The sequence below is a fragment of the Streptosporangium sp. NPDC049248 genome (assembly GCF_040678965.1).
GTDB classification, from domain to species: domain Bacteria; phylum Actinomycetota; class Actinomycetes; order Streptosporangiales; family Streptosporangiaceae; genus Streptosporangium; species Streptosporangium fukuiense.
In genome coordinates this window covers 120,914-138,969 of sequence record NZ_JBFAQY010000001.1, presented here as the reverse complement: position 1 = coordinate 138,969, position 18,056 = coordinate 120,914, and the positions used below count along the sequence as shown (strand labels likewise).

Annotated in this window: 13 protein-coding genes; 5 read left to right on the top strand and 8 right to left on the bottom strand. The window is 71.5% G+C overall.

Going from position 1 to position 18,056, the window contains the following annotated elements; translation table 11 throughout:
• The first annotated feature begins 27 nt into the window (after positions 1–27).
• Entirely contained in the window at positions 28–1,668 is a 1,641-nt protein-coding gene (locus tag AB0K21_RS00680) for an endo-1,4-beta-xylanase (protein ID WP_364146825.1), read from the top strand.
• A 216-nt stretch (positions 1,669–1,884) separates the two neighbouring features.
• Here AB0K21_RS00680 and AB0K21_RS00675 read toward each other — a convergent pair whose 3' ends face one another.
• The 4 genes from AB0K21_RS00675 to AB0K21_RS00660 form a co-directional block, all read right to left on the bottom strand.
• On the bottom strand, positions 1,885–3,297 hold the full coding sequence (locus AB0K21_RS00675) for a pentapeptide repeat-containing protein (protein ID WP_364146822.1): 1,413 nt from the start codon (positions 3,295–3,297) through the stop codon (positions 1,885–1,887).
• A gap of 555 nt (positions 3,298–3,852) precedes the next feature.
• Positions 3,853–4,179, bottom strand: a complete 327-nt coding sequence (locus AB0K21_RS00670) for a hypothetical protein (RefSeq protein ID WP_343968535.1) — start codon at positions 4,177–4,179, stop codon at positions 3,853–3,855.
• Between the two features lie 341 nt (positions 4,180–4,520).
• Positions 4,521–5,159: an SGNH/GDSL hydrolase family protein gene (locus tag AB0K21_RS00665; RefSeq protein WP_343968537.1), complete on the bottom strand. Its 639-nt coding sequence runs from the start codon at positions 5,157–5,159 to the stop codon at positions 4,521–4,523.
• Positions 5,160–5,398: 239 nt separating this feature from the next.
• A complete protein-coding gene (locus tag AB0K21_RS00660) occupies positions 5,399–6,427 on the bottom strand; it encodes a neutral zinc metallopeptidase (protein WP_343968539.1) in 1,029 nt (342 codons plus the stop codon).
• 134 nt (positions 6,428–6,561) lie between these two features.
• Here AB0K21_RS00660 and AB0K21_RS00655 point away from each other — a divergent pair, with 134 nt between their 5' ends.
• Positions 6,562–8,229: a DUF2207 domain-containing protein gene (locus AB0K21_RS00655; RefSeq protein ID WP_343968541.1), complete on the top strand. Its 1,668-nt coding sequence runs from the start codon at positions 6,562–6,564 to the stop codon at positions 8,227–8,229.
• Between the two features lie 38 nt (positions 8,230–8,267).
• On the opposite strand, the gene AB0K21_RS00650 is transcribed toward AB0K21_RS00655, so the two are convergent.
• The gene (locus tag AB0K21_RS00650; RefSeq protein ID WP_343968543.1) at positions 8,268–9,209 is read right to left on the bottom strand and encodes an asparaginase; all 942 of its coding nucleotides are present in this window, start codon (positions 9,207–9,209) and stop codon (positions 8,268–8,270) included.
• Positions 9,210–9,267: 58 nt separating this feature from the next.
• On the opposite strand from AB0K21_RS00650, the gene dtd reads away from it, so the two are divergent.
• Positions 9,268–9,693, top strand: coding sequence for a D-aminoacyl-tRNA deacylase (dtd, locus tag AB0K21_RS00645; protein WP_343968545.1), 426 nt, complete (start codon positions 9,268–9,270; stop codon positions 9,691–9,693).
• 89 nt (positions 9,694–9,782) lie between these two features.
• Here the strand turns inward: dtd and AB0K21_RS00640 are convergent, their stop codons facing one another.
• Positions 9,783–10,766 (bottom strand): glycine cleavage T C-terminal barrel domain-containing protein, encoded by a 984-nt coding sequence (locus AB0K21_RS00640; protein ID WP_343968547.1) that lies wholly within the window; start codon positions 10,764–10,766, stop codon positions 9,783–9,785.
• A gap of 309 nt (positions 10,767–11,075) precedes the next feature.
• Between AB0K21_RS00640 and AB0K21_RS00635 the strand changes: the two genes are divergently transcribed.
• Both AB0K21_RS00635 and AB0K21_RS00630 read left to right on the top strand, forming a co-directional pair.
• Complete coding sequence (locus tag AB0K21_RS00635) at positions 11,076–12,908, top strand: RNA ligase family protein (RefSeq protein WP_364146816.1); 1,833 nt, start codon at positions 11,076–11,078, stop codon at positions 12,906–12,908.
• Positions 12,909–12,910: 2 nt separating this feature from the next.
• Positions 12,911–15,850, top strand: coding sequence for a poly(A) polymerase (locus tag AB0K21_RS00630; protein WP_364146812.1), 2,940 nt, complete (start codon positions 12,911–12,913; stop codon positions 15,848–15,850).
• Positions 15,851–15,876: 26 nt separating this feature from the next.
• Here AB0K21_RS00630 and AB0K21_RS00625 read toward each other — a convergent pair whose 3' ends face one another.
• Both AB0K21_RS00625 and AB0K21_RS00620 read right to left on the bottom strand, forming a co-directional pair.
• The gene (locus AB0K21_RS00625) at positions 15,877–16,290 is read right to left on the bottom strand and encodes a Fur family transcriptional regulator (protein WP_343982195.1); all 414 of its coding nucleotides are present in this window, start codon (positions 16,288–16,290) and stop codon (positions 15,877–15,879) included.
• A gap of 738 nt (positions 16,291–17,028) precedes the next feature.
• Positions 17,029–17,967: an NAD(P)-dependent oxidoreductase gene (locus tag AB0K21_RS00620; protein ID WP_343981745.1), complete on the bottom strand. Its 939-nt coding sequence runs from the start codon at positions 17,965–17,967 to the stop codon at positions 17,029–17,031.
• Positions 17,968–18,056 lie beyond the last annotated feature (89 nt).

The following is an 18,056-nucleotide window of genomic DNA, read 5'->3' as shown; positions in this document are numbered from 1 at the left end:
CTTCCATCACCCTCAGAGAGGACCCCCATGTCCAGCCTCCGCAAAGCGATCTCGGCAGGGGCGATCGCCCTGCTCCCGCTCGTCACGGCAGCCGTCGCCATCCTGCCCGCCACCCCGGCCCACGCCTCCGCCTCCCTGCGCGAACACGCCGCCGCACGCGGCAAGTTCATCGGCGCCGCGGTCGCCACCTCCCCGCTGGCGAACGAGACCTCCTACCGCAACATCGCGGCGACCGAGTTCAACCAGATCACCGCCGAGAACGTCATGAAGTGGGATACCACCGAACCCAGCCAGAACCAGTTCAACTGGACCGGGGCGGACGCCGTCGTCGACTTCGCCACGCAGAACAACCAGCAGGTGCACGGGCACACGCTGGTCTGGCACAACCAGACGCCGAACTGGGTGCAGAATCTCAGCGCCACCGACATGCGCTCCGCGATACAGAACCACATCGCCAAGGTCGTCGGCCGCTACGCCGCCAACCCCACGGTGGTCTCCTGGGACGTCGTGAACGAGGTCTTCGACGACAACGGCAACATGCGTAACTCGTTCTGGTACCAGAAGCTCGGCGACACCTACATCGCCGATGCCTTCCGGGCCGCCCGGGCCGCCGACCCCGACGCCAGGCTCTGCATCAACGACTACAACGTCGAGGGCGTCAACGCCAAGAGCACCGCGATGTACAACCTGGTGCGGACGCTGCGGGCGCAGAACGTGCCGGTCGACTGCGTCGGATTCCAAGGGCACCTGGCCACCCAGTACGGCTTCCCCGGCCAGGTCCAGCAGAACCTCCAGCGCTTCGCCGACCTCGGCGTCCAGGTCAGGTTCACCGAGATCGACATCCGGATCCAGATGCCCCGCGACGCGGCCAAGGACGCCCAGCAGGCCACCTACTACCGCGACGTCGTCAACGCCTGCCTGGCGGTGACCCAGTGCGCGGGCATCACGCTCTGGGGCTTCACCGACAAGTACTCCTGGGTGCCCGACACCTTCCCCAGCGAGGGCGCGGCCCTGATCTACGACGCGAACTACGCCAAGAAGCCCGCCTACACGGCGGTGCACGACGCGCTGGCCGGTGGCACCACCACCCCGGACACCGAGGCCCCGACCAGGCCGGGCACCCCGACCGCCTCGGCCGTCACCTCCTCGGGAGCGACCCTCAACTGGACCGCCTCCACCGACAACCGCGCCGTCACCGGCTACGACGTCTACCAGGGCACCACCAGGCTCGGCTCGTCGACCACCAACTCCGTCACGCTGACCGGCCTCAGCCCGCAGACCGCCTACAGCGTCACCGTCGTCGCCCGTGACGCGGCGGGGAACACCTCGGCCGCCTCCGCGGCGGTGACCTTCACCACCCTCGCCGGGCAGCCCGGCGGCCCCTGCACCTCCACCTACAAGACGGTCAACTCCTGGCAGGGCGGCTTCCAGGGCGAGGTCACCGTCAAGTGCACCGCCGCCGTCACCGGCTGGAAGACCGTTCTCACCTATCCCTCCGGTGTGAACATCACCCAGTCCTGGAGCTCCACCCTGTCCGCCGCTCCCCCGGCCTTCACCTTCACCAACGCCGCCTGGAACGGCTCCATCCCCGCCGGCGGATCCACCACCTTCGGCTTCATCGGCAGCTGGAACGGGAACGGCACCCCGCCCACCCCCACCATCTCCTAACTCACCACGGGTGCGACACATATGTCACCACCCCGCACGGTCACACCTCCCACCATCTCCTAACTCACCACGGGGCGCGACACATATGTCACCGCCCCGCACGGTCACACCTCCCACCATCCCCTAGCCGTACCCGACCAGAAGGGACCTCCGGCCGCGGTGGAGACACCGTCCCCGCCCGGCCGGAGGCCCCGTCGCCGCTCCCCGCCCGGCGACTCAGACACCTGCCTGGTTCACGGGTGTACCGGTGAGCGACCTGCGCATGGACTGGATGGACCGTCCACGTACCTGAGCGAACTTGGCCAGTTTGGCGTCGGGATGCCTGTGCAACTCGTCAAAGATCGCGAAGACCGGATACACGTCTCCCCACGGTCGACGCTTCCACGACCTTTCCCTCGCGGCCTCGATACGCCGTTCGAGGCCCCGCAGGACGCCTTGCTGAACGCGCCGCCTGCCGGACGAGAGCAGCTCCTCGATCTCGGTCCACCGCTCTTCCAACGCGAGCCCCAGTGTCAACCCGGCGGCACACCGCTCCACCACGACCGCCTTGCCGTCGAGGCCCGCGCGCAGCGACGTCTCGGCGGGTGATCCGGTGTCCGGACGGCACATCAGGGAGCCGAGTGCGAACGCCGCCTCCAGGCCGGGGTTCATGGTGAACCGGGCCTCTCCGGGCCCGGGTGCGTGCACGGCGGTACCGCCGCCCAGCAGCGCGGACAGCGGCCCGACGATGTCGAGCACCACACCCTGCTGGATGAGGTACGCCGCGTTACGGCAGGTTCTGTGCAGCACGAGCAAGGAGTCCTCTCCGAGCAGATGCCGGACAAGCACCTCGGTCGCGGCCCTGTCCAGATGTTCGCAATGGTGGAGAGCGGAGGTGACCCAGCTTCCGGGACGGCTGCGGTAGAGCTCGACGGCTCGCTGTCCGTCTCCTTCACGCAGGCACTCCAGGACGGTCAGATGGTCGGCGACGAGCGGCCTCGGTTCGGTGGCGGGCGGGTCTCCGTCGAAGCGCGCCCGATCGATCGTGGCGCCGCCGAATTTCGCTCCCTCCAGAACCGCGCCGGTGAAATCGGCACCCGTCAGGTCCGCGAAGACGAAATCCGCCTCCCGCAGGTCGGCCCCGCGAAAGTCCGCGTCCGGCAACCTGGCGTTCCTGAACGACGCACGGGAGAGCCGGGCGTCGTGGAAGTCCACCTCCTCGCCGTGGGCCCGGTCGAACGTGGCGTCCTCAAGCCCGGCCGCCGCGAAGCGAGAGTGCGCGATGGACGCCGCCGAGAAGTCCGCGCGGGGAAGGTTCGCCCGGTCCCACCAGGTGATCGAGGCGTGCGCGTCGCCGAAGTCGGCACCCTCGCCGCTGGAATCCCCGAAATCACACTGAAAGAACGTGGCCCCGCCGAAGTCCGCCCGGTCACACCGGACGGCGACGAAGTCGCAGTCCATGAAATGAGCCCTCAAGAGGTCGGCCCCGGACAGGTTCGCCCGCGAGAGGTCCATGAAGTCCCCCGCGAGACGGGACAGACGGGCACCCGTGAGATCAAGGCCGGTCGCGGCGACATCTTCGAGCCGGGCATTCTTCCTGGCGGCCCTTTCGAGCTCCTCCCGGGTGAGCACACGACGCTCGGTCTTCATTCTTCCTCCACTCACACCCGGGCCGGCTGTTCCCGGTCATCCGGACACGGCGGCCGCCCTTTCACCACCACCCCGGAAGACGATCCTGGAGAAACCCGGTTGGAAAGCGCTTGAAAGCCACTGCGCCCCCCTGACCGGGCCCGATCAGAACGCGAAAGGGGGCGTGTGGGCGAGCTCCCCACCTGAGCCGTCGGCCGGGGAACGAAGACGGCGGGAGGGCGGACAGCGCGAGGCGGCGGCACCGCGGTTCGAAGACCACGGCGCCGCCGCCGGTAATCCTGTGAGAAACAACAACTCGCACTGTATTGAGAGTCAGGATCCCGAAGAGATCTCTCCCGGATTTCCGCGCCCTCAGTTCGGGGCGGCGTTTCTCTGTGGAAAAACACGGTCCCGGTGAATACGGGATCCCATCCCTTGGCAACGCTTCCGGAGCCGTGCGAAATCACGGATCCGGCCGCGAGTGGACTCACATCCCGGATGTCCTGGGCGTCCCGGACACCTCGGCCCGCATCGCGCCCCGATCAGAGCGCGACCACGGCTGGACGACCGGAAGATCTAGTCATCGTCGTCGTCGAAGCCGCGGAGGCCGGAACCACCGCTCCTGTTGTTCAGACGGTTGACGTTGTTGTTGTGGTTGTTGATGATCACCCTGACGCGGCTGTGGCCGTGCCGGCCCCAGCCTCGTCCCCAGCCGCCACAGCCGCCGCCGCAGCCGCAGCCGCGCCCGCAGCCACCGCCCCAGGTCGGGAAGGCGGCGGCGGTGACCGCGGTGGTCGCCGCGCCGGCGCTCGTGGCGGTGGTCGCCGCACCCATACCGACAGCCCCACCGGTCAGCGCCGCACTGATCGCGAGCCCTGCGATAACACTCTTGGACTTGGGCATTTTGTTTCCCCTCGAAAGGTTCAGTTACCCTAATTTCCGGCATTTCCTAGATCAGCCGAAAATCTCCCGAGATGGCCAGATATGCACCATCACTGATTGTCATAGTTTCCTGCCATGTCTGCCTACAAACAACGATTCAAGGCTTTTACGCTATTGTTGTCTAGTTATGGCGGACATTAAACTAATATGAGTCGCTTTGGGGTGGAATGTCCTTTATGCACCCCGAGGGGCCGCAATCCACGAGAACCAGGTGGGCCACCGAACCCGCGAATCCCGGTCCCGCGGCCGGGAACGGACGGACCGCTTCTCGTACCGTCGGCCAGGGCGGAGGGCGCTACGGGTCAGAGAGGACGGGGCTCGATGCCGTACTCGTGCAGCCTGGTGACCATCCAGCGGGAGAGGCGCAGATGGCCCACGAGGGTGGGGTGGACCCCGTCGGGCAGCACCGCCCCCCTGCCCCAGCCCCGGCCGTGCGGGCCGAGCGGTTCGAACGGGTCGAGGAAGGGCACCTCCAGCCGGTCGGCCGCGGTCGAGACGGCCTCCCTCACCCGGTAGGCCCACCGGGGAGCCCTCGTCATCCAGATCGGGCCGACCAGCACGATCCTGGTGTGCGGCCACCGCCGCCTGACCAGCTCCAGCAGGCGGACCGCCGCTCCCTCGATCCTGGCGGCCCCGACCCGGCGGTCGTTACGCCCGCCGGAGATGATCAGCAGGTCGGGCTCCGGACGCCAGGAGAGCTCCTTGACGAAGGACTGCTGGAAGGTCCGGCCCACCCTGCCCTGATTGACGAAGCCCGTTCCCGCGGCGCCCGCGGTGATCAGCTGCCAGCCCAGCTGCCGGGCGACCTGCGCCGCGTAGCCGTCCCATCCCCGTACCGGCCCCGACCCGACCGTGAAACTGTCACCGATGATCATGACGAGCGGTGCCCGGCTCGGGGGTGACGGAGTGGCCGAGGCGGGGAGTTCGGCACCCAGCGTCACCGGTACGGCCGTACCGCCCTCAGGGACACATCCCGAAATAAGACAGGAAATCGCTACGACAAACGCGACCGCGAACGCCCACGGTCGTCTACGTGCGGGCGTGCGCATGCCACCTCGGGGGACGTCGGACTGCCGACATGATTGTAGATGTCCGCCGGTGGCCGGACTCGGAAAGCGGAAAAGCCGGACCCGGCGGCATCACAGGTCCGGAAGCCTCCTGCCCGTTCGGCGGGAGCGGGTCAGCCGACCTGGGAGGGAGGGACGACCCAGGTGTTGCAGTAGCCGATCCGGGCGTACTTCCAGCCCTGGTGGAGCCAGGCGGCGTAGTGCTCGCCGGTGCCGTGGTCGCGCCGGGGGGCGCCGTTCTGGTCGTCGCCGCGTCCGTACTCCGCCCGCAGCACCTGCTGCCAGCGGGCGCCGGTGACGCCCAGTGGGACCCGCACGGTTCTGACGAAGGCCCCGGCGAGACACTGCGCCTGAAGCTCGTGGCGACGGGAGTGCGCGTCCTGTGCCTCCCTGGACCTGGTGGAGACCTCCCACCACCAGGCCCCGCCGATGCCCGCCATGGACTGCACGTGATGGGCGTACTCATGGGCGAGCACGGTCAGGTAGGGCACGTGGTTCCGGGCGGGGTCGACCTGACCGCTCTGCTGGATCACATGGCTCAGGCCGATGTACATGCCCCGGTTGGCCGGGCAGTAGTAGGCGGAGGCGTCGGGGTTGGGATAGACCCCGCAGGGCCCGCGCCCCGCACGGGACCAGTAGACCTTGCTCGGCTCCTGGAAGACCGCTCCGGCCTGGGAGAACTTCGCGCTCCACGCCCGGTCCAGGCAGCCGGTGACGGCGTTGAGGTAGGCGAGCATGTCGCCGGGCCGGGTCGAGGGCCGAGGAGCGCGGCAGGAGGTGGGGCGCATCAGGCCGGTGCCGTACAGCGGGTTGCGCTTGAGCCGGGCCGCGGTGTCGGAACGGCGCATGTGGCGGAGGTCGACGGCCGTGCTCCGCTCCGCGGCGGCCGGCACGATCTGGGTGTCGCCCAGCGAGCCGAGGTTCAGCTCCCGCGGCGGGGTGAAGGCCGGCGGGGTGATCTCGACCTCGCCGGTCTGCGTGGGAACGGCCTTCCCGGTCGCCACCGGGCCGGTCCCGGGACCGGCCGGACTCTCGGCCTCCTCGCCACCGGCCAGGCCCGCGATCACCACGACCCCGGCGAACACCAGGGCGAGAATGCCCAGGAAGCCAAAGGCCAGTGGGTTCGACCTCCGTGGGCGCATGCGACCGCCTCTCCAAAGAGTGGATCTCCGGGCGGCAATCTAGCGGATACATACACATATGGGTTTACGGGTGTGAAGAAATGGAGATGGGGCCGATCATCATGGCCCGGTGCTTCTCGATAGGCTCCCGACCCATGGCGGCATCTTTCTCGCACCGAGCAGCCGGAAGCCTGGCCGCGACGGCCATCCTCGCGCTGCTGGTCGGCGCCTCCCCTGCCCTCGCGACCGTTTCCGCGTCTCCCCAGGCCGCGCAGGACGGCAAGGTGACGAGTACGACGGTGCGGATGGAGCTCCGGCAGGACGGGGTGCTTCATGTCAAGGAAGAGGTCACCTTCGAAGGCGACGCGCCGTCGCGCGACCTGGTCGACCGGACCCGCTACGACAGTCGCAGCGACCGGCTCTACCAGGTCACCGACCTGAAGGGGGACGCCACCCTGACCGGCGGCACCATCACCCTGAAGGGCATGGGCAGCGCCGTCCTGGAGTACGACGTCAGGGGCAGCATCACTCCGCTCGCCGACGCCCAGGAACTGCGCTGGTACGCCGTGGGCGGCTGGTCCGTTCCGGTCGAGCAGGCCAGGGTCACCGTGAGCGGCCCGGCCGCGGTGCAGCACCTGTCGTGCTTCGCCGGCCCCCTGACCTCGGCGATCGCCTGCACCGAGGCGTCCATGGACCACACCGGTGTCGCCGCCGAGTTCGGGCAGCAGGGCCTGGGCGCCGGCGAGGTGCTCACCGTGGTCATCGGCTACCCCGCCACCGCCACCAAGGGCGCGCCGGTCCTGGCGCGCCGCTTCGAGCTGTCCAATGCCTTCACCCTCAACACCGTGACCGGCGGCGCGCTGGCCGCCCTGCTCCTCCTGATGCTCGGCGGCCTCGCCCTCCTCTACTGGACGCGAGGCCGGGACGCCCGCGTGGTCGGCCACGAGTCGGGGACGCTCAACGGTGTCGAGAACGGCCACTTCGCCCCGCCGGACGGCGTCCGCCCCGGTCAGATCGGCACCCTCATGGACGAGCAGGCCGACGTGATCGACGTGACCGCCACGATCGTCGACCTGGCCGTCCGGGGCTACCTCAGGATCGACGAGCAGCCCCGGCAGACGTACGAGACACCCGACTGGAGGCTCGTACGGCTGCCCACCGCCCCGGTCTCCGCGCTGATGGCCTACGAACTGGAGCTCTACGACGCCATCTTCGACGGCCGCGACACGGTGCTGCTCTCCGAACTCCAGGGATCGTTCGGCGCCAAGCTCGGCAAGGTCCGCGAGGCGCTCTACCGCGACGTGGTCAGGCAGGGCTGGTTCGCCCGCCGCCCCGACACCGTCCGCACCCGCTGGACGACCCTCGGCGTGCTCCTCACCGTGCTCGGCGTCCTCACCACCTTCGCGCTGGCCTGGCTCACCACGTACGGACTGCTCGGCCTGGCCCTGATCATCGCCGGTGCCGCCCTGGCGGTGGGCGGCCAGTACATGCCGGCCAAGACCGCCAAGGGCGCGGGAGCCCTCGCCCACACCCTGGGGTTCAGGGAGTACCTGTCCGGCGGCGACATCTCCGACGACGTGCCGGCGGCCCAGCGGGTGGAGCTGTTCTCCCGCTACCTGCCCTACGCCGTGATCTTCGACAGCGTCGACCGCTGGGCCCGCGTGGTCTCCTCGGTCACCGGCGACGGCCGGCAGGCCGACAACCTGTACTGGTACCACGGCCCGGCCGAGTGGGACCTGTCCAGGTTCGCCGACTCGATGCGGACCTTCACCATGACCACCTCCGGCGCGATCTCCACCACCCGCCAGTTCCGCTCCCTGTGACCTCGCCGGCGGGGTGCCGGGGAGAGCCGCGCGGGGCACTACCGCACGCGGATCTCCCCGACCGGGCGCCCGCCGCCGAGCAGCACCCCGGTGGCCAGCTCGTCGAGCTCGGGGCCCTCGAAGCCGAGCGCCCGCAGGGCCGCGACGGTGACCGGAACCCGGGCACGCTGGCCACCATCCTCGATCTTGACGGTCCCGGAACGCCCGTCGTCGAAGGCGAAGGCGTCGAACGCCTCCGCGCCGATCTTGACCATCAACCCGGGAATCGCCCGCATCAGCCGGGCCTCGGGGCGGGTGGTGCCCGACGTCCATTCGGGGTGGGCCCGGAAGTCGTCCGCGATCCGGCGCTCCGGGGTGCCCGGCTCGGCCAGGACCAGTGCGCGGAACGCCCGGGTCACACCCAGCATCGAGACGAAGAACAGCGGGGCGCCGCAGCCGTCCACCCCGCCGGCCGCGACACGCTCGCCGGTCAACTCCTCGACCGTGGCGCGGATCGCCCGCTGCAGCGGATGGGTCTGGTCGAGGTAGGTCTCCACCGGCCAGCCGTTGACCACGCAGGTGGCGAGCATCGCCGCGTGCTTGCCCGAGCAGTTCATGTAGACCCTGGCCCGGCTTCCTCCGGAGCGCAGCACCTCCTCCCGGGAGGCGACGTGCTCGGGCAGGTCCTCCGGGCAGCCCAGCGCGCTCTCGTCCAGCCCGGCCCCGGCCAGGATCTCGCGTACCCCGTCCACGTGGAACGGTTCACCCGCGTGGCTCGCGCACGCCAGCGCGAGCAGCTCCCCCTCCAGGGGGAGCCCGGCGCGGACCATGGCGAGCGCCTGCAGGGGCTTCATCGACGAGCGCGGCGAGGCCGGCGCGTCCACCACCCCGTGCACCCTCACCAGGGAGCCGTCGGCGGCGACGGCGAGCATCCGCGCCCGATGGGTGGACTCCACGAACCCCGAGCGGACGACCTCGACGAACAATGACTCAGCAGACACCTTTGTCTCCTTTCGCCCAGAGTCTAGGGAGGTCGGGAGGCACGGGATGATGGGAGGCATGCGTGCGGTCGTGCAGCGGGTGAGTTCCGCGTCAGTGGTGGTGGACGGCGTGACGGTCGGAGCGATCGACGAGCCGGGACTGCTGGTCCTGGTCGGCGTGACCCATACCGACACCCCCGAACAGGCGGCCAGGCTCGCCGCCAAGCTCTGGGGCCTGCGGATCCTCTCCGGTGAGAAGTCCTGCTCCGACATCGGCGCGCCCCTGCTGGTGGTCAGCCAGTTCACCCTGTACGGCGACACCCGCAAGGGGCGCCGCCCCACCTGGCAGGCCGCCGCGCCGGGCCCGGTCGCCGAGCCGCTGGTCGAGACGGTCTGCGCGGAGCTGCGCGGGCTGGGCGCCCACGTGGAGACCGGGGTCTTCGGCGCCGACATGAAGGTCGGGTTGACCAACGACGGCCCGATCACCCTGGTCCTGGACGTCTGACCCCGGGGCCGGCCGGACTCCCCGGCGAGACCGGAAGCCGGCGCCCGGGAAGACCGCCCGGGCCCCGATGAGCCGATGACGCCGTGCCGTCAGCGGATGCGGCGGCGCAGGGCAGGGTCGATCTGGACGTTGCGCCCGGCGTCCGGCGGCACGATGACCTCCTGGGACGCGGCCACCCCGCCGGCCTCCAGGGTGGCGTCCACCGGCACCGTCCGCTTGACCACGGCCAGCGCGATCGGGCCCAGCTCGTGGTGGCGCGCGGCGCTGCCGACGGAGCCGACCTCAGCGCCGTCGTACGTCACGGGGGCACCGTGCTTCGGCAGGGTGTCGACGCTGCCGTCCAGGTGCAGGAAGACCAGGCGGCGCGGAGGGTGGCCCAGGTTGTGGACGCGGGCCACGGTCTCCTGTCCCTTGTAGCAGCCCTTGCTGAGGTGCAGGGCCGTGCCGATCCAGCCCACCTCGTGCGGGATCGTCTTGTGGTCGGTCTCGAAACCCAGCCGGGGACGGTGCTCCTCGATCCGCAGCGCCTCGTACGCCCAGAGCCCGGCGAGCCTCAGCCCGAGCCCCCGCGCCAGTTCCGCGCGCGGGAGCAGGATGTCACGCCCCACCACGACGGCCCCCTCGGGCAGATCGGGCGGCGTCTCCCCCAGCACGGAGACCACGGCGTAGCGATCCGTCACGTCGGTGACCTCGACCCTCAGCATGAACCGCATCTTGTCGAGGAACCCGGCCAGCTCCGCACCGGTGCCCGGCTCGACATGCGCCCAGACGGCCGCGCCGTCGTCGACGAGGACGAGGTGGTGCTCCACCCTGCCCTGGGCGTCCAGCAGCAGCGTCTCGGTGGGCCGACCGGGTTTCAGGTCGTCGAGTTTCTGTGAGCTGAGGCTGTTGAGCCAGCTCAGACGGTCGGGCCCGGAGATCCGGACGACCTCGCGGTTGCTCCGGTCGACCATCGCCTCTCCGGCGAGCAGCGCGCGCTGCTCGGCGAACGGGTCGCCGTAGTGTCCGGCGACATCGGCGTCGGGGGCCTCGGCCGCGACCGCGCCGGGGGTGTCCAGCAGAGGGCTTCGCATGTACACAGCCTACGAGGCCGCACCGAGCGGGGCGGTGGCGGCTCCGCCACCGCCCCGGGGCGGAATTCCGGAGGCGTCCACGGAATCCGGGGGCCGCGGGATTCAGGAACGCCCGCGGATCGGGGCGGCCCAGGGGCGAAGCGCCTCCGGAGGATCAACGGGCGCGCCTACCCCGGCGGTGAGGCCGACTCATGCCGACCGGCACGATCCGGGCGCGGGCCAGGCCGGGCCACGCGGTTATCCTGTGGATCCGCTCCTCCCCCTCCCCGTACAGTCGCCGGAACGCGGCGTCGTCATCGGGAGCGGATCATGCGAGTGCACTATCCCCGCACCCCTCACCTGCCCTGGTCTCCCGGGGCCGCCTCGGACGACGTACACGCCGACGGCCTGTCGGGGCTGGCCGGCCGGGAGGTCGTCGTCACCGAGAAGCTCGACGGGGAGAACACCACCGTGTACTCCGACGGGGTGCACGCCCGTTCGCTGGACTCGGCGCACCATCCGTCCCGCGCGTGGGTCAAGGCCCTGCACGGCAGGATCGCCCGGTTCCTCCCACCGGGCCGACGGATATGCGGTGAGAACCTCTACGCCCGGCACTCGATCGAGTACCGGGACCTGGAGAGCTGGTTCTACGCCTTCTCCGTCTGGGACGGTGACCACTGCCTCGACTGGGACAGCACGGTGCGCCTGACCCGGCGGCTGGGGATCCCGGTTCCGCCGGTGCTGTGGCGCGGCACCTTCGACGAGCGGGCGCTACGGGCCCTGCGCCTGGACACGGCGCGGCGGGAAGGGTACGTCGTACGAACGACCGCCGGATTCCACCGGGAGGCATTCGCCCACCGCATCGCCAAATGGGTGCGTCCACGACATGTCCGGACGACCGGGCACTGGATGCTCGCGCCTGTCGTCGAGAACGGCCTGGGACCGGCCGCCGCACTGTGGGAGGTGCGCTCGGGGGCCGATCCGGACGTGCCGGCGCTCATCGCGGCGACGGGGATGAGCGCCGGTGACCCGGCGGGACCTGGGGCGGGCTCCCCGGAAGCGGCACGACGGTCGGCCACGGCGACCGGTGCCCCGGCGGGGCCCGTGATTCCGGCGGCCGCCGAGCCCGTCGAGGCGGCCGTGGCCGACGTCTCCGCCAGGCTCGACCTGCTCGGCCGGACGGGGGACGCCCGGCTGGCGGGCGTCCTGGCCACCCTGTTCCACGGCACGCGCCGGGCCTGGCTGGCGTCCGCCCTGGTGGCCCCCCTCGGCATGCCCCTGGCCCGGCGGGTCGCCGACCTGGCCGAGCTGAGCACCCGCCTGCACCGCCCCTTCCCCGACGAGGAGCGCAGGACAGGTCTGGTACGGCTGACGGCCGCGGCGGATCTTGGGGTCCTGCACGCGGTCGCCGCCGCGCCCCTGACCGGGCGCGCCGACGATGAGGCCGCCGAGGCGCGCGAGCAGGTCGGCTGGTCCGAGCTCCACGCCGACGAGGCCGGGCTGCTCGGCGAGGCGCCGCTGGAGCCGCTGCGCCTGGGCCTGCGTCAGGCGCTCGGCGGGTGCGATCCCGACGTGGCGGACCGGTGCTGGGCCGAGACGCGGGAGTCCTACGCGCTGGGCCGGATCACCACGGCCGAGGGGGGCCTGGCGGTGAGCGGGCGCTGGCGGTCCGGCCGGTTTCCCCGGCTCGTCGTGATGGTCGGCCCGTCGGGCAGCGGGAAGAGCACGTTCGCCCGCGGCCTCCCGGGCGCCGGGGCCGTCGTCGCGCTCGACGACCTGCGCCAGGCCCGGGGGTCCCGGTCCGACCAGCGGGCCAACCCGGCGATCCTCCGCGAGGGTCTGCACCGGCTCGACGCGCTCCTGGCCGGCGGCGGAACCGTCGTGTGGGACGCCACGGCCCTGAACCGGCACCAGCGCTCCCTGGTGCGCACCGTGGCCCGCGGGCGCGACGCGCTGACGACGCAGGCGGTCATGCTGGTCCCCGGCGACGTGCTGGCCCGGCGTAACGTGGGCAGGGCGCACCCGGTGCCGCCGGAGGTGCTCTCCGCCCAGCTTCACCGCTTCTCCCCGCCCTATCCGGGAGAGGCACACCGCACCTGGTACATCGGGCCGGAGGGGAACGTCCTCGACGTCGCCGGAGCCCTCGACGGCGATGAGGAATGACCATGCGTACGAGTGAGGAGATCTTCCACCGGATCCACTGGGATCCGCGGTTCGACCCGGCGCGGTTCGTCCTGGGCATCAGGGTGCGCGGGGCCTCGCCCAAGCGCGTGCCACTGCCCGCGTTCGTGCCGGGAGGCGACATCCCGTGGCACCGGATCCTGTTCGTCGAGGCCGACGGCGAGAGGGTCTGGGACCGGTCGGCGGGCCTGGACCGCATCGACTCGTCGCAGGCCGGCCGGGTACGGGATCCGCGCAGGCTCCGGGCGCCGTTCTTCGCGGCCAGGACGCCGTTCGGGTGGGATCCGGCCGCGGGCTGGCGTCCCGCGCCCCCCGTGCCGGCCGGGGCCGCGCCCACGACGGCGCACCTGCGCGTGCTGACCTGGAACACCCTGTGGGATCGCTACGACAGCGACCGGCTGGACACCGCGCGGCGCCGGCCGCTGCTGCTGGAGGAGCTGGGGCGGGCCGACGCGGACGTCATCGCGCTGCAGGAGGTCGAGGCGGAGCTGCTCGGCATGCTGCTGCGGACCCCGTGGATCCGCTCCGGTTACACGCTGAGCACCGACCCGGCCGGCCAGGACGTCGACGAGGCCGGCCTCCTCCTGCTGACCCGCCTGCCCGTTCGAGAGGTGGGCCTGCACGTCCTCGGCCCGCACAAGGCCGTCGTGGCCGTCACGGTGGAGTCCGCCGCCGGGCCGGTCGTGGTGGCCGCCACGCATCTGACCAGCGACCACACCGACGACGGCCCCGCCCGGCGCGAGGCCGAACTCGCCCGGCTCGCCGAGGCGCTGCTCGGTGTGGACGGGGATGTGATCCTGCTGGGCGATCTCAACGACGGCGGGGGCCGGCCCGCCGAGGTGCTGGGCCTGCGAGACGCCTGGACCGAGGTCCACGGCCCCGATGACGCGACCGCCACCTTCGATCCGCGGGTCAATCCGCTGGCGGCCCTCTCCTCGCTCTCCGGCCGCGCCTCCCGGCTCGACCGCGTCCTGCTGCGCGGTCACGACCTGCGCGTCACGACCGCGGCCGTACGGGGTGACGTTCCGACACCGGACGGCCTGTTCGCGTCGGACCACTACGCCGTCGCCGCCGACGTCGCCATCGGCGAGCACGATGCCCTCGGCGTCTCCGGCGTCCTCGACGCGCGCCCGACGGCACGGACCGCGCTGGCCTGGATCCCGCCGCGGGAACTCTGGCCGGCGATCCAGGAGATCCGCCGGAAGCACGATCCGCAGATCCACAGGTGGCCACCGCACGTCACGGTGATGTTCGGTTTCGTACCGGAGGCCGACTTCGAGGAGGCGGCCCCTCTCCTGGCCGCCGCCGCGGCCGCGATCCCCCCGTTCACCGCCCGGTTGGAGGGCGTGCACGCCTTCTCCCACCGTGACGGCTCCACGGTCTGGCTCGACCCGGCCGCGGGCGGAGCCGAACCGTGGGCCGCGCTGCGCGGCGCGCTGGAGCGCGGATTCCCCCGCTGCCGGGGCCGCTCGGAGGGCTACACCCCGCACCTGACCCTGGGAAGGGTCCGGGATCCCGAACGGCTCGTCGCCGACTGCGCGGCACGGCTGGGCGGCGGGTCGGTGCGGGTCGGCGAGCTGGTCCTGCTGTCACGCCGGGGTGCGGAGCCCATGCGGCCCCGGGCGACCGTCGCTCTCGGAACGGGCGAGGTGCGCTGGCTCGACCGTGAGACACCCGCGCCCGACGCCCCGCCGGCCCCGGCGCGCACCCCCGGGGACGCCCCGGGATCGGGGAAGGACAGCCCCCGCGCGCAGGACGGCTCCAAGATACGGGAGCGTCACGGCGACGCCGTGACGCGGGAGGTCGTGGCGCGGCTGCGGGTCTCGTTGGCCGAGGGGGTCGTGCACGTCACCGGGTCGCGACGCCTGGACTGCGCCCTGGCCGACGCGGACCTGGACCTGGTGGTGGCGCTGCCCGCGGCGGTCGCCCCCGCGGACGTCGAGGCACGGGTGCGGGCGGCACTGCCGGAGGCGACCGGGCTGCGGAGGGTGACCGGCGCCAGGGTGCCCGGCCTCCGGTTGCGGATCGACGGACTGGACGTCGATCTGGCCGTCGTGGCGGTGACGGGCGTCCTCCCCGCCGAGGCGGTGTCGCGCCGTACGGAGCTGGACGAGGCCTCGGCGATCGCGTTGAGCGCGGTCAGCGACGCCGACGCCGTGCTCGCCGCGGTCGGCGCGAACCGCGCCGCCTTCGCCGGGCTGGCCCGGGAGGTGAAGGCATGGGCGAGGGCGCGCGGGCTGGACTCGGCCCCGTTCGGCGGGTTGCCGGGCCTGGCCTGGACCATCCTCGCGGCGCGGACGGTGTGCGAATCCGGGGATCTTCCTCCCGGCGACCTGCTCCGGCACTTCTTCGGTACCTGGGCCGCGTGGGACTGGCGCCGGCCGGTCGGCCTGTGGCCGGAGGCACCGGGCGGGCCGCCGGGCGGAGGGTCCGGCGCGGCCGTGTCGGTCACGACCCCCACGCCCCCCGTCCGCCTGTGCAGTGAACAGGTCGGCGCCGGCGGGCGGGATCTGCTGGCACAGGAGCTCTACACCGCCTGGGAGATCGTGGAGGAGGCGGCGCGGACCGGCCGGAGCCCCCGGGAGGAGTTGCTGTCGGCGCCGCCGTCGCACCGGCGGCACGCCGCGTGGGCGGTGGTGACCGTGAGGGACGAGCGGGCCGAGAGGTTCGCCGTGACACTGGGCCGCGTCCGGGGCCGGGTGCGTGCGCTGCTCACCTCCCTGGAACGCGCGGGGGTACGGGACGCGCACGCCTGGCCCAGGCCGTTCGAGGCCGGGCCGGGAACGGCCCGGTTCGCGATCGGGCTCGGCCGCACGCCGCCGGACGCGGCCACGCTGGCCGAGACGACCGCTCCGTGGGCGGCGGGCCTGCGCGGAGTCGACGTCGAGTGGGTGGCGGGCGGCGAGGTGCCGACGCTCCGCTGATCACGCCCCGATCCGGGTTCCCGCCGCTAGCGGCAGTTCCGGCAGCGGCCGAAGACCGTCAGGTGGTGCACGTCGGTGACGAACCCGAGCTTCTGGTCGAGGTTGCCGACGAAGCTCTCCACCAGGTCCGGACTGACCTCGCTGATCTCCCCGCAGCCGCGGCAGACCAGGTGCACGTGATCGGCCTCGGAGGTCAGGTGGTAGGTGGGGGCACCGTGCCCGAGATGGGAGTGGGTGACCATGCCGAGCTCCTCAAGGAGCTCAAGGGTCCGGTAGACGGTCGAGATGTTCACTCCGCGAGCGGTCTCCCGCACCCGGTTGCAGATCTCCTCCGGGGTGGCGTGCTCGCAGGCCTTGACCGCCTCAAGCACCAGCTGGCGTTGCGGAGTGACCCGGTAACCACGGGCCCGCAGTTCCTCATGCCACGACGTCTCGGTCATGTCCAGAGTCTAAGAGCAGTCGTCATGCCGGTGAACGCCCTCCGCCACGGGACAGGTACGCCGGACGGCCCCGGAGGCCGGGACACCGTTTCGGCTTCCGAGAGGCTGGTCCAGGTCCTGGAGCCGCCGCGCGGCCTTCTCCACCCGCTCCGTCATCGACTGGTCGAAGGATTCCCGCAACCCCCGCAGCCCGTCCCAGAACCGCGCGCGATCGGTCAGGTCTCCCGGTGCCGGCGAGCCGAGCGCTTCACCGACCAGTTCTCGCTTGCCCGCCCCCCGCTCCCACCAGGCCGTGTCGGGCCTGGTCAGGGGATCGGCTTTGGGGCCGGAGCCTCAGCTCGGCGGGACGGAGAATATTCATTTGCCTCGGCGGCGTGAGATTTCATAACGTACAGGCACGCCGAAAGGAGGTGGTCCGAACAATGGTTGATCATAGTTGGGCTAGCGAGGTGGCTGTCCGCTAGGACGCCGCGACCGGACTCTGTCCGGGCGTCTGGCGACGTTCGGCGAATCCACGACAATCACCGGAACCCCGGGCCGCCGGGGGCGGGCAATCCCGCCTTTGGTCCACCGGCCCTCCTGCTCAGCCAGGAGGAAGTGGCCCGGGGTTTCCCCTTCCGGCACTCTTCTTTCCAGTCCCTCCCCCGGGCCGGGACGCGCCTTTTCTCGTACGCCCCCCGTCAGGCCGCGGCGCACGAACCCGGGACCGTGACACCCCCGGGGCGAAGGGGCCTGAGGTCACCGCCGAAAGCCGGGGTTGGCGCAGTGCAGCGGGCTTTCCCCGCCCAGGATCCTGACGATGTCCTCGCAGATCATCCGGGTGTGGTTGATCTCGGTGTCGTAGGTCCCCGAGCCCAGGTGCGGGGTGAGCACCACGTTGTCCATGTCGGCGAGCGGGTGGGACGGGTCGAGCCAGTCCCCGGCGAACCTGTCGAGGGCCGCGCCGCCCAGATGGCCCGCCCTCAACGCTCCGACGAGGGCGTCCATGTCGTGCAGGGCCGCGTCGGAGGTGTTGACGAAGATCGCACCGGCCCTCATCGCGGCGAACTCCACAGCGCCGATCAGCGGTCCCGCGGACGCGTGGGCGTGTACCGAGACGACGTCGGCCTGGGCCAGCAGGACGTCGAGACCGTACCGGTTCTCCGCCGCCTCGGGGTCGTAGACCATGACGCGCATGCCCAGCCCCCTCATCCGCCAGGCCACCGCGTGGCCGACCGCCCCGTAGCCGATCAGGCCGACGGTCCGGCCCGCGAGCTCCCACGCGCGGTGCCGCCGGTAGGAGACCGTGCCATGGCGGCGGATCTCCCGGTCGCCGACCGCCACCCGGCGGGTCACCGCGAGGATCAGGGCGAGGGTGAGCTCGGCCACCGCGTCGGCGTCGCGCCCCGGGGCGCAGACCACGGGAATCCCCCTGTCGGTGGCCGTGCCGAGGTCCACGTTCCCCGCGTCGCCGCGGGCACAGCCCACCACGAGCAGGGGAAGATCCAGCACCGGGCCCGCGACCTCGTCGGACTCGGTGATGAGGATGCGCGCCCCGGTGTCCACGAGCTGCCGGGCGAGATCGGCGGCCTGGTGCGGACTGTGCTCAGCCGGGTCGTAGTGGACGTCGATCAGCTTTCTCAGACGGTCCCACTCCGGACCTCGCATCGGCGCCAGCACAAGGGCTCGCGGTTTCACCGCGCCTCCTTATTTCAGGAAATTTCAGCATCTGGGAGCTTTCCACGAATACTGCGATCAGTCCTGACATTGACCCGACTGTCACCAAC

Coding starts and splice junctions, on each gene's coding strand:
- AB0K21_RS00680 (WP_364146825.1), top strand. CDS start 28: ATGTCCAGCCTCCGCAAAGCGATCTCGGCAGGGGCGATCGCCCTGCTC.
- dtd (WP_343968545.1), top strand. CDS start 9,268: ATGCGTGCGGTCGTGCAGCGGGTGAGTTCCGCGTCAGTGGTGGTGGAC.
- AB0K21_RS00660 (WP_343968539.1), bottom strand. CDS start 6,427: ATGCGCCCACGGAGGTCGAACCCACTGGCCTTTGGCTTCCTGGGCATT.
- AB0K21_RS00670 (WP_343968535.1), bottom strand. CDS start 4,179: ATGCCCAAGTCCAAGAGTGTTATCGCAGGGCTCGCGATCAGTGCGGCG.
- AB0K21_RS00625 (WP_343982195.1), bottom strand. CDS start 16,290: ATGACCGAGACGTCGTGGCATGAGGAACTGCGGGCCCGTGGTTACCGG.
- AB0K21_RS00635 (WP_364146816.1), top strand. CDS start 11,076: ATGCGAGTGCACTATCCCCGCACCCCTCACCTGCCCTGGTCTCCCGGG.
- AB0K21_RS00640 (WP_343968547.1), bottom strand. CDS start 10,766: ATGCGAAGCCCTCTGCTGGACACCCCCGGCGCGGTCGCGGCCGAGGCC.
- AB0K21_RS00655 (WP_343968541.1), top strand. CDS start 6,562: ATGGCGGCATCTTTCTCGCACCGAGCAGCCGGAAGCCTGGCCGCGACG.
- AB0K21_RS00630 (WP_364146812.1), top strand. CDS start 12,911: ATGCGTACGAGTGAGGAGATCTTCCACCGGATCCACTGGGATCCGCGG.
- AB0K21_RS00675 (WP_364146822.1), bottom strand. CDS start 3,297: ATGAAGACCGAGCGTCGTGTGCTCACCCGGGAGGAGCTCGAAAGGGCC.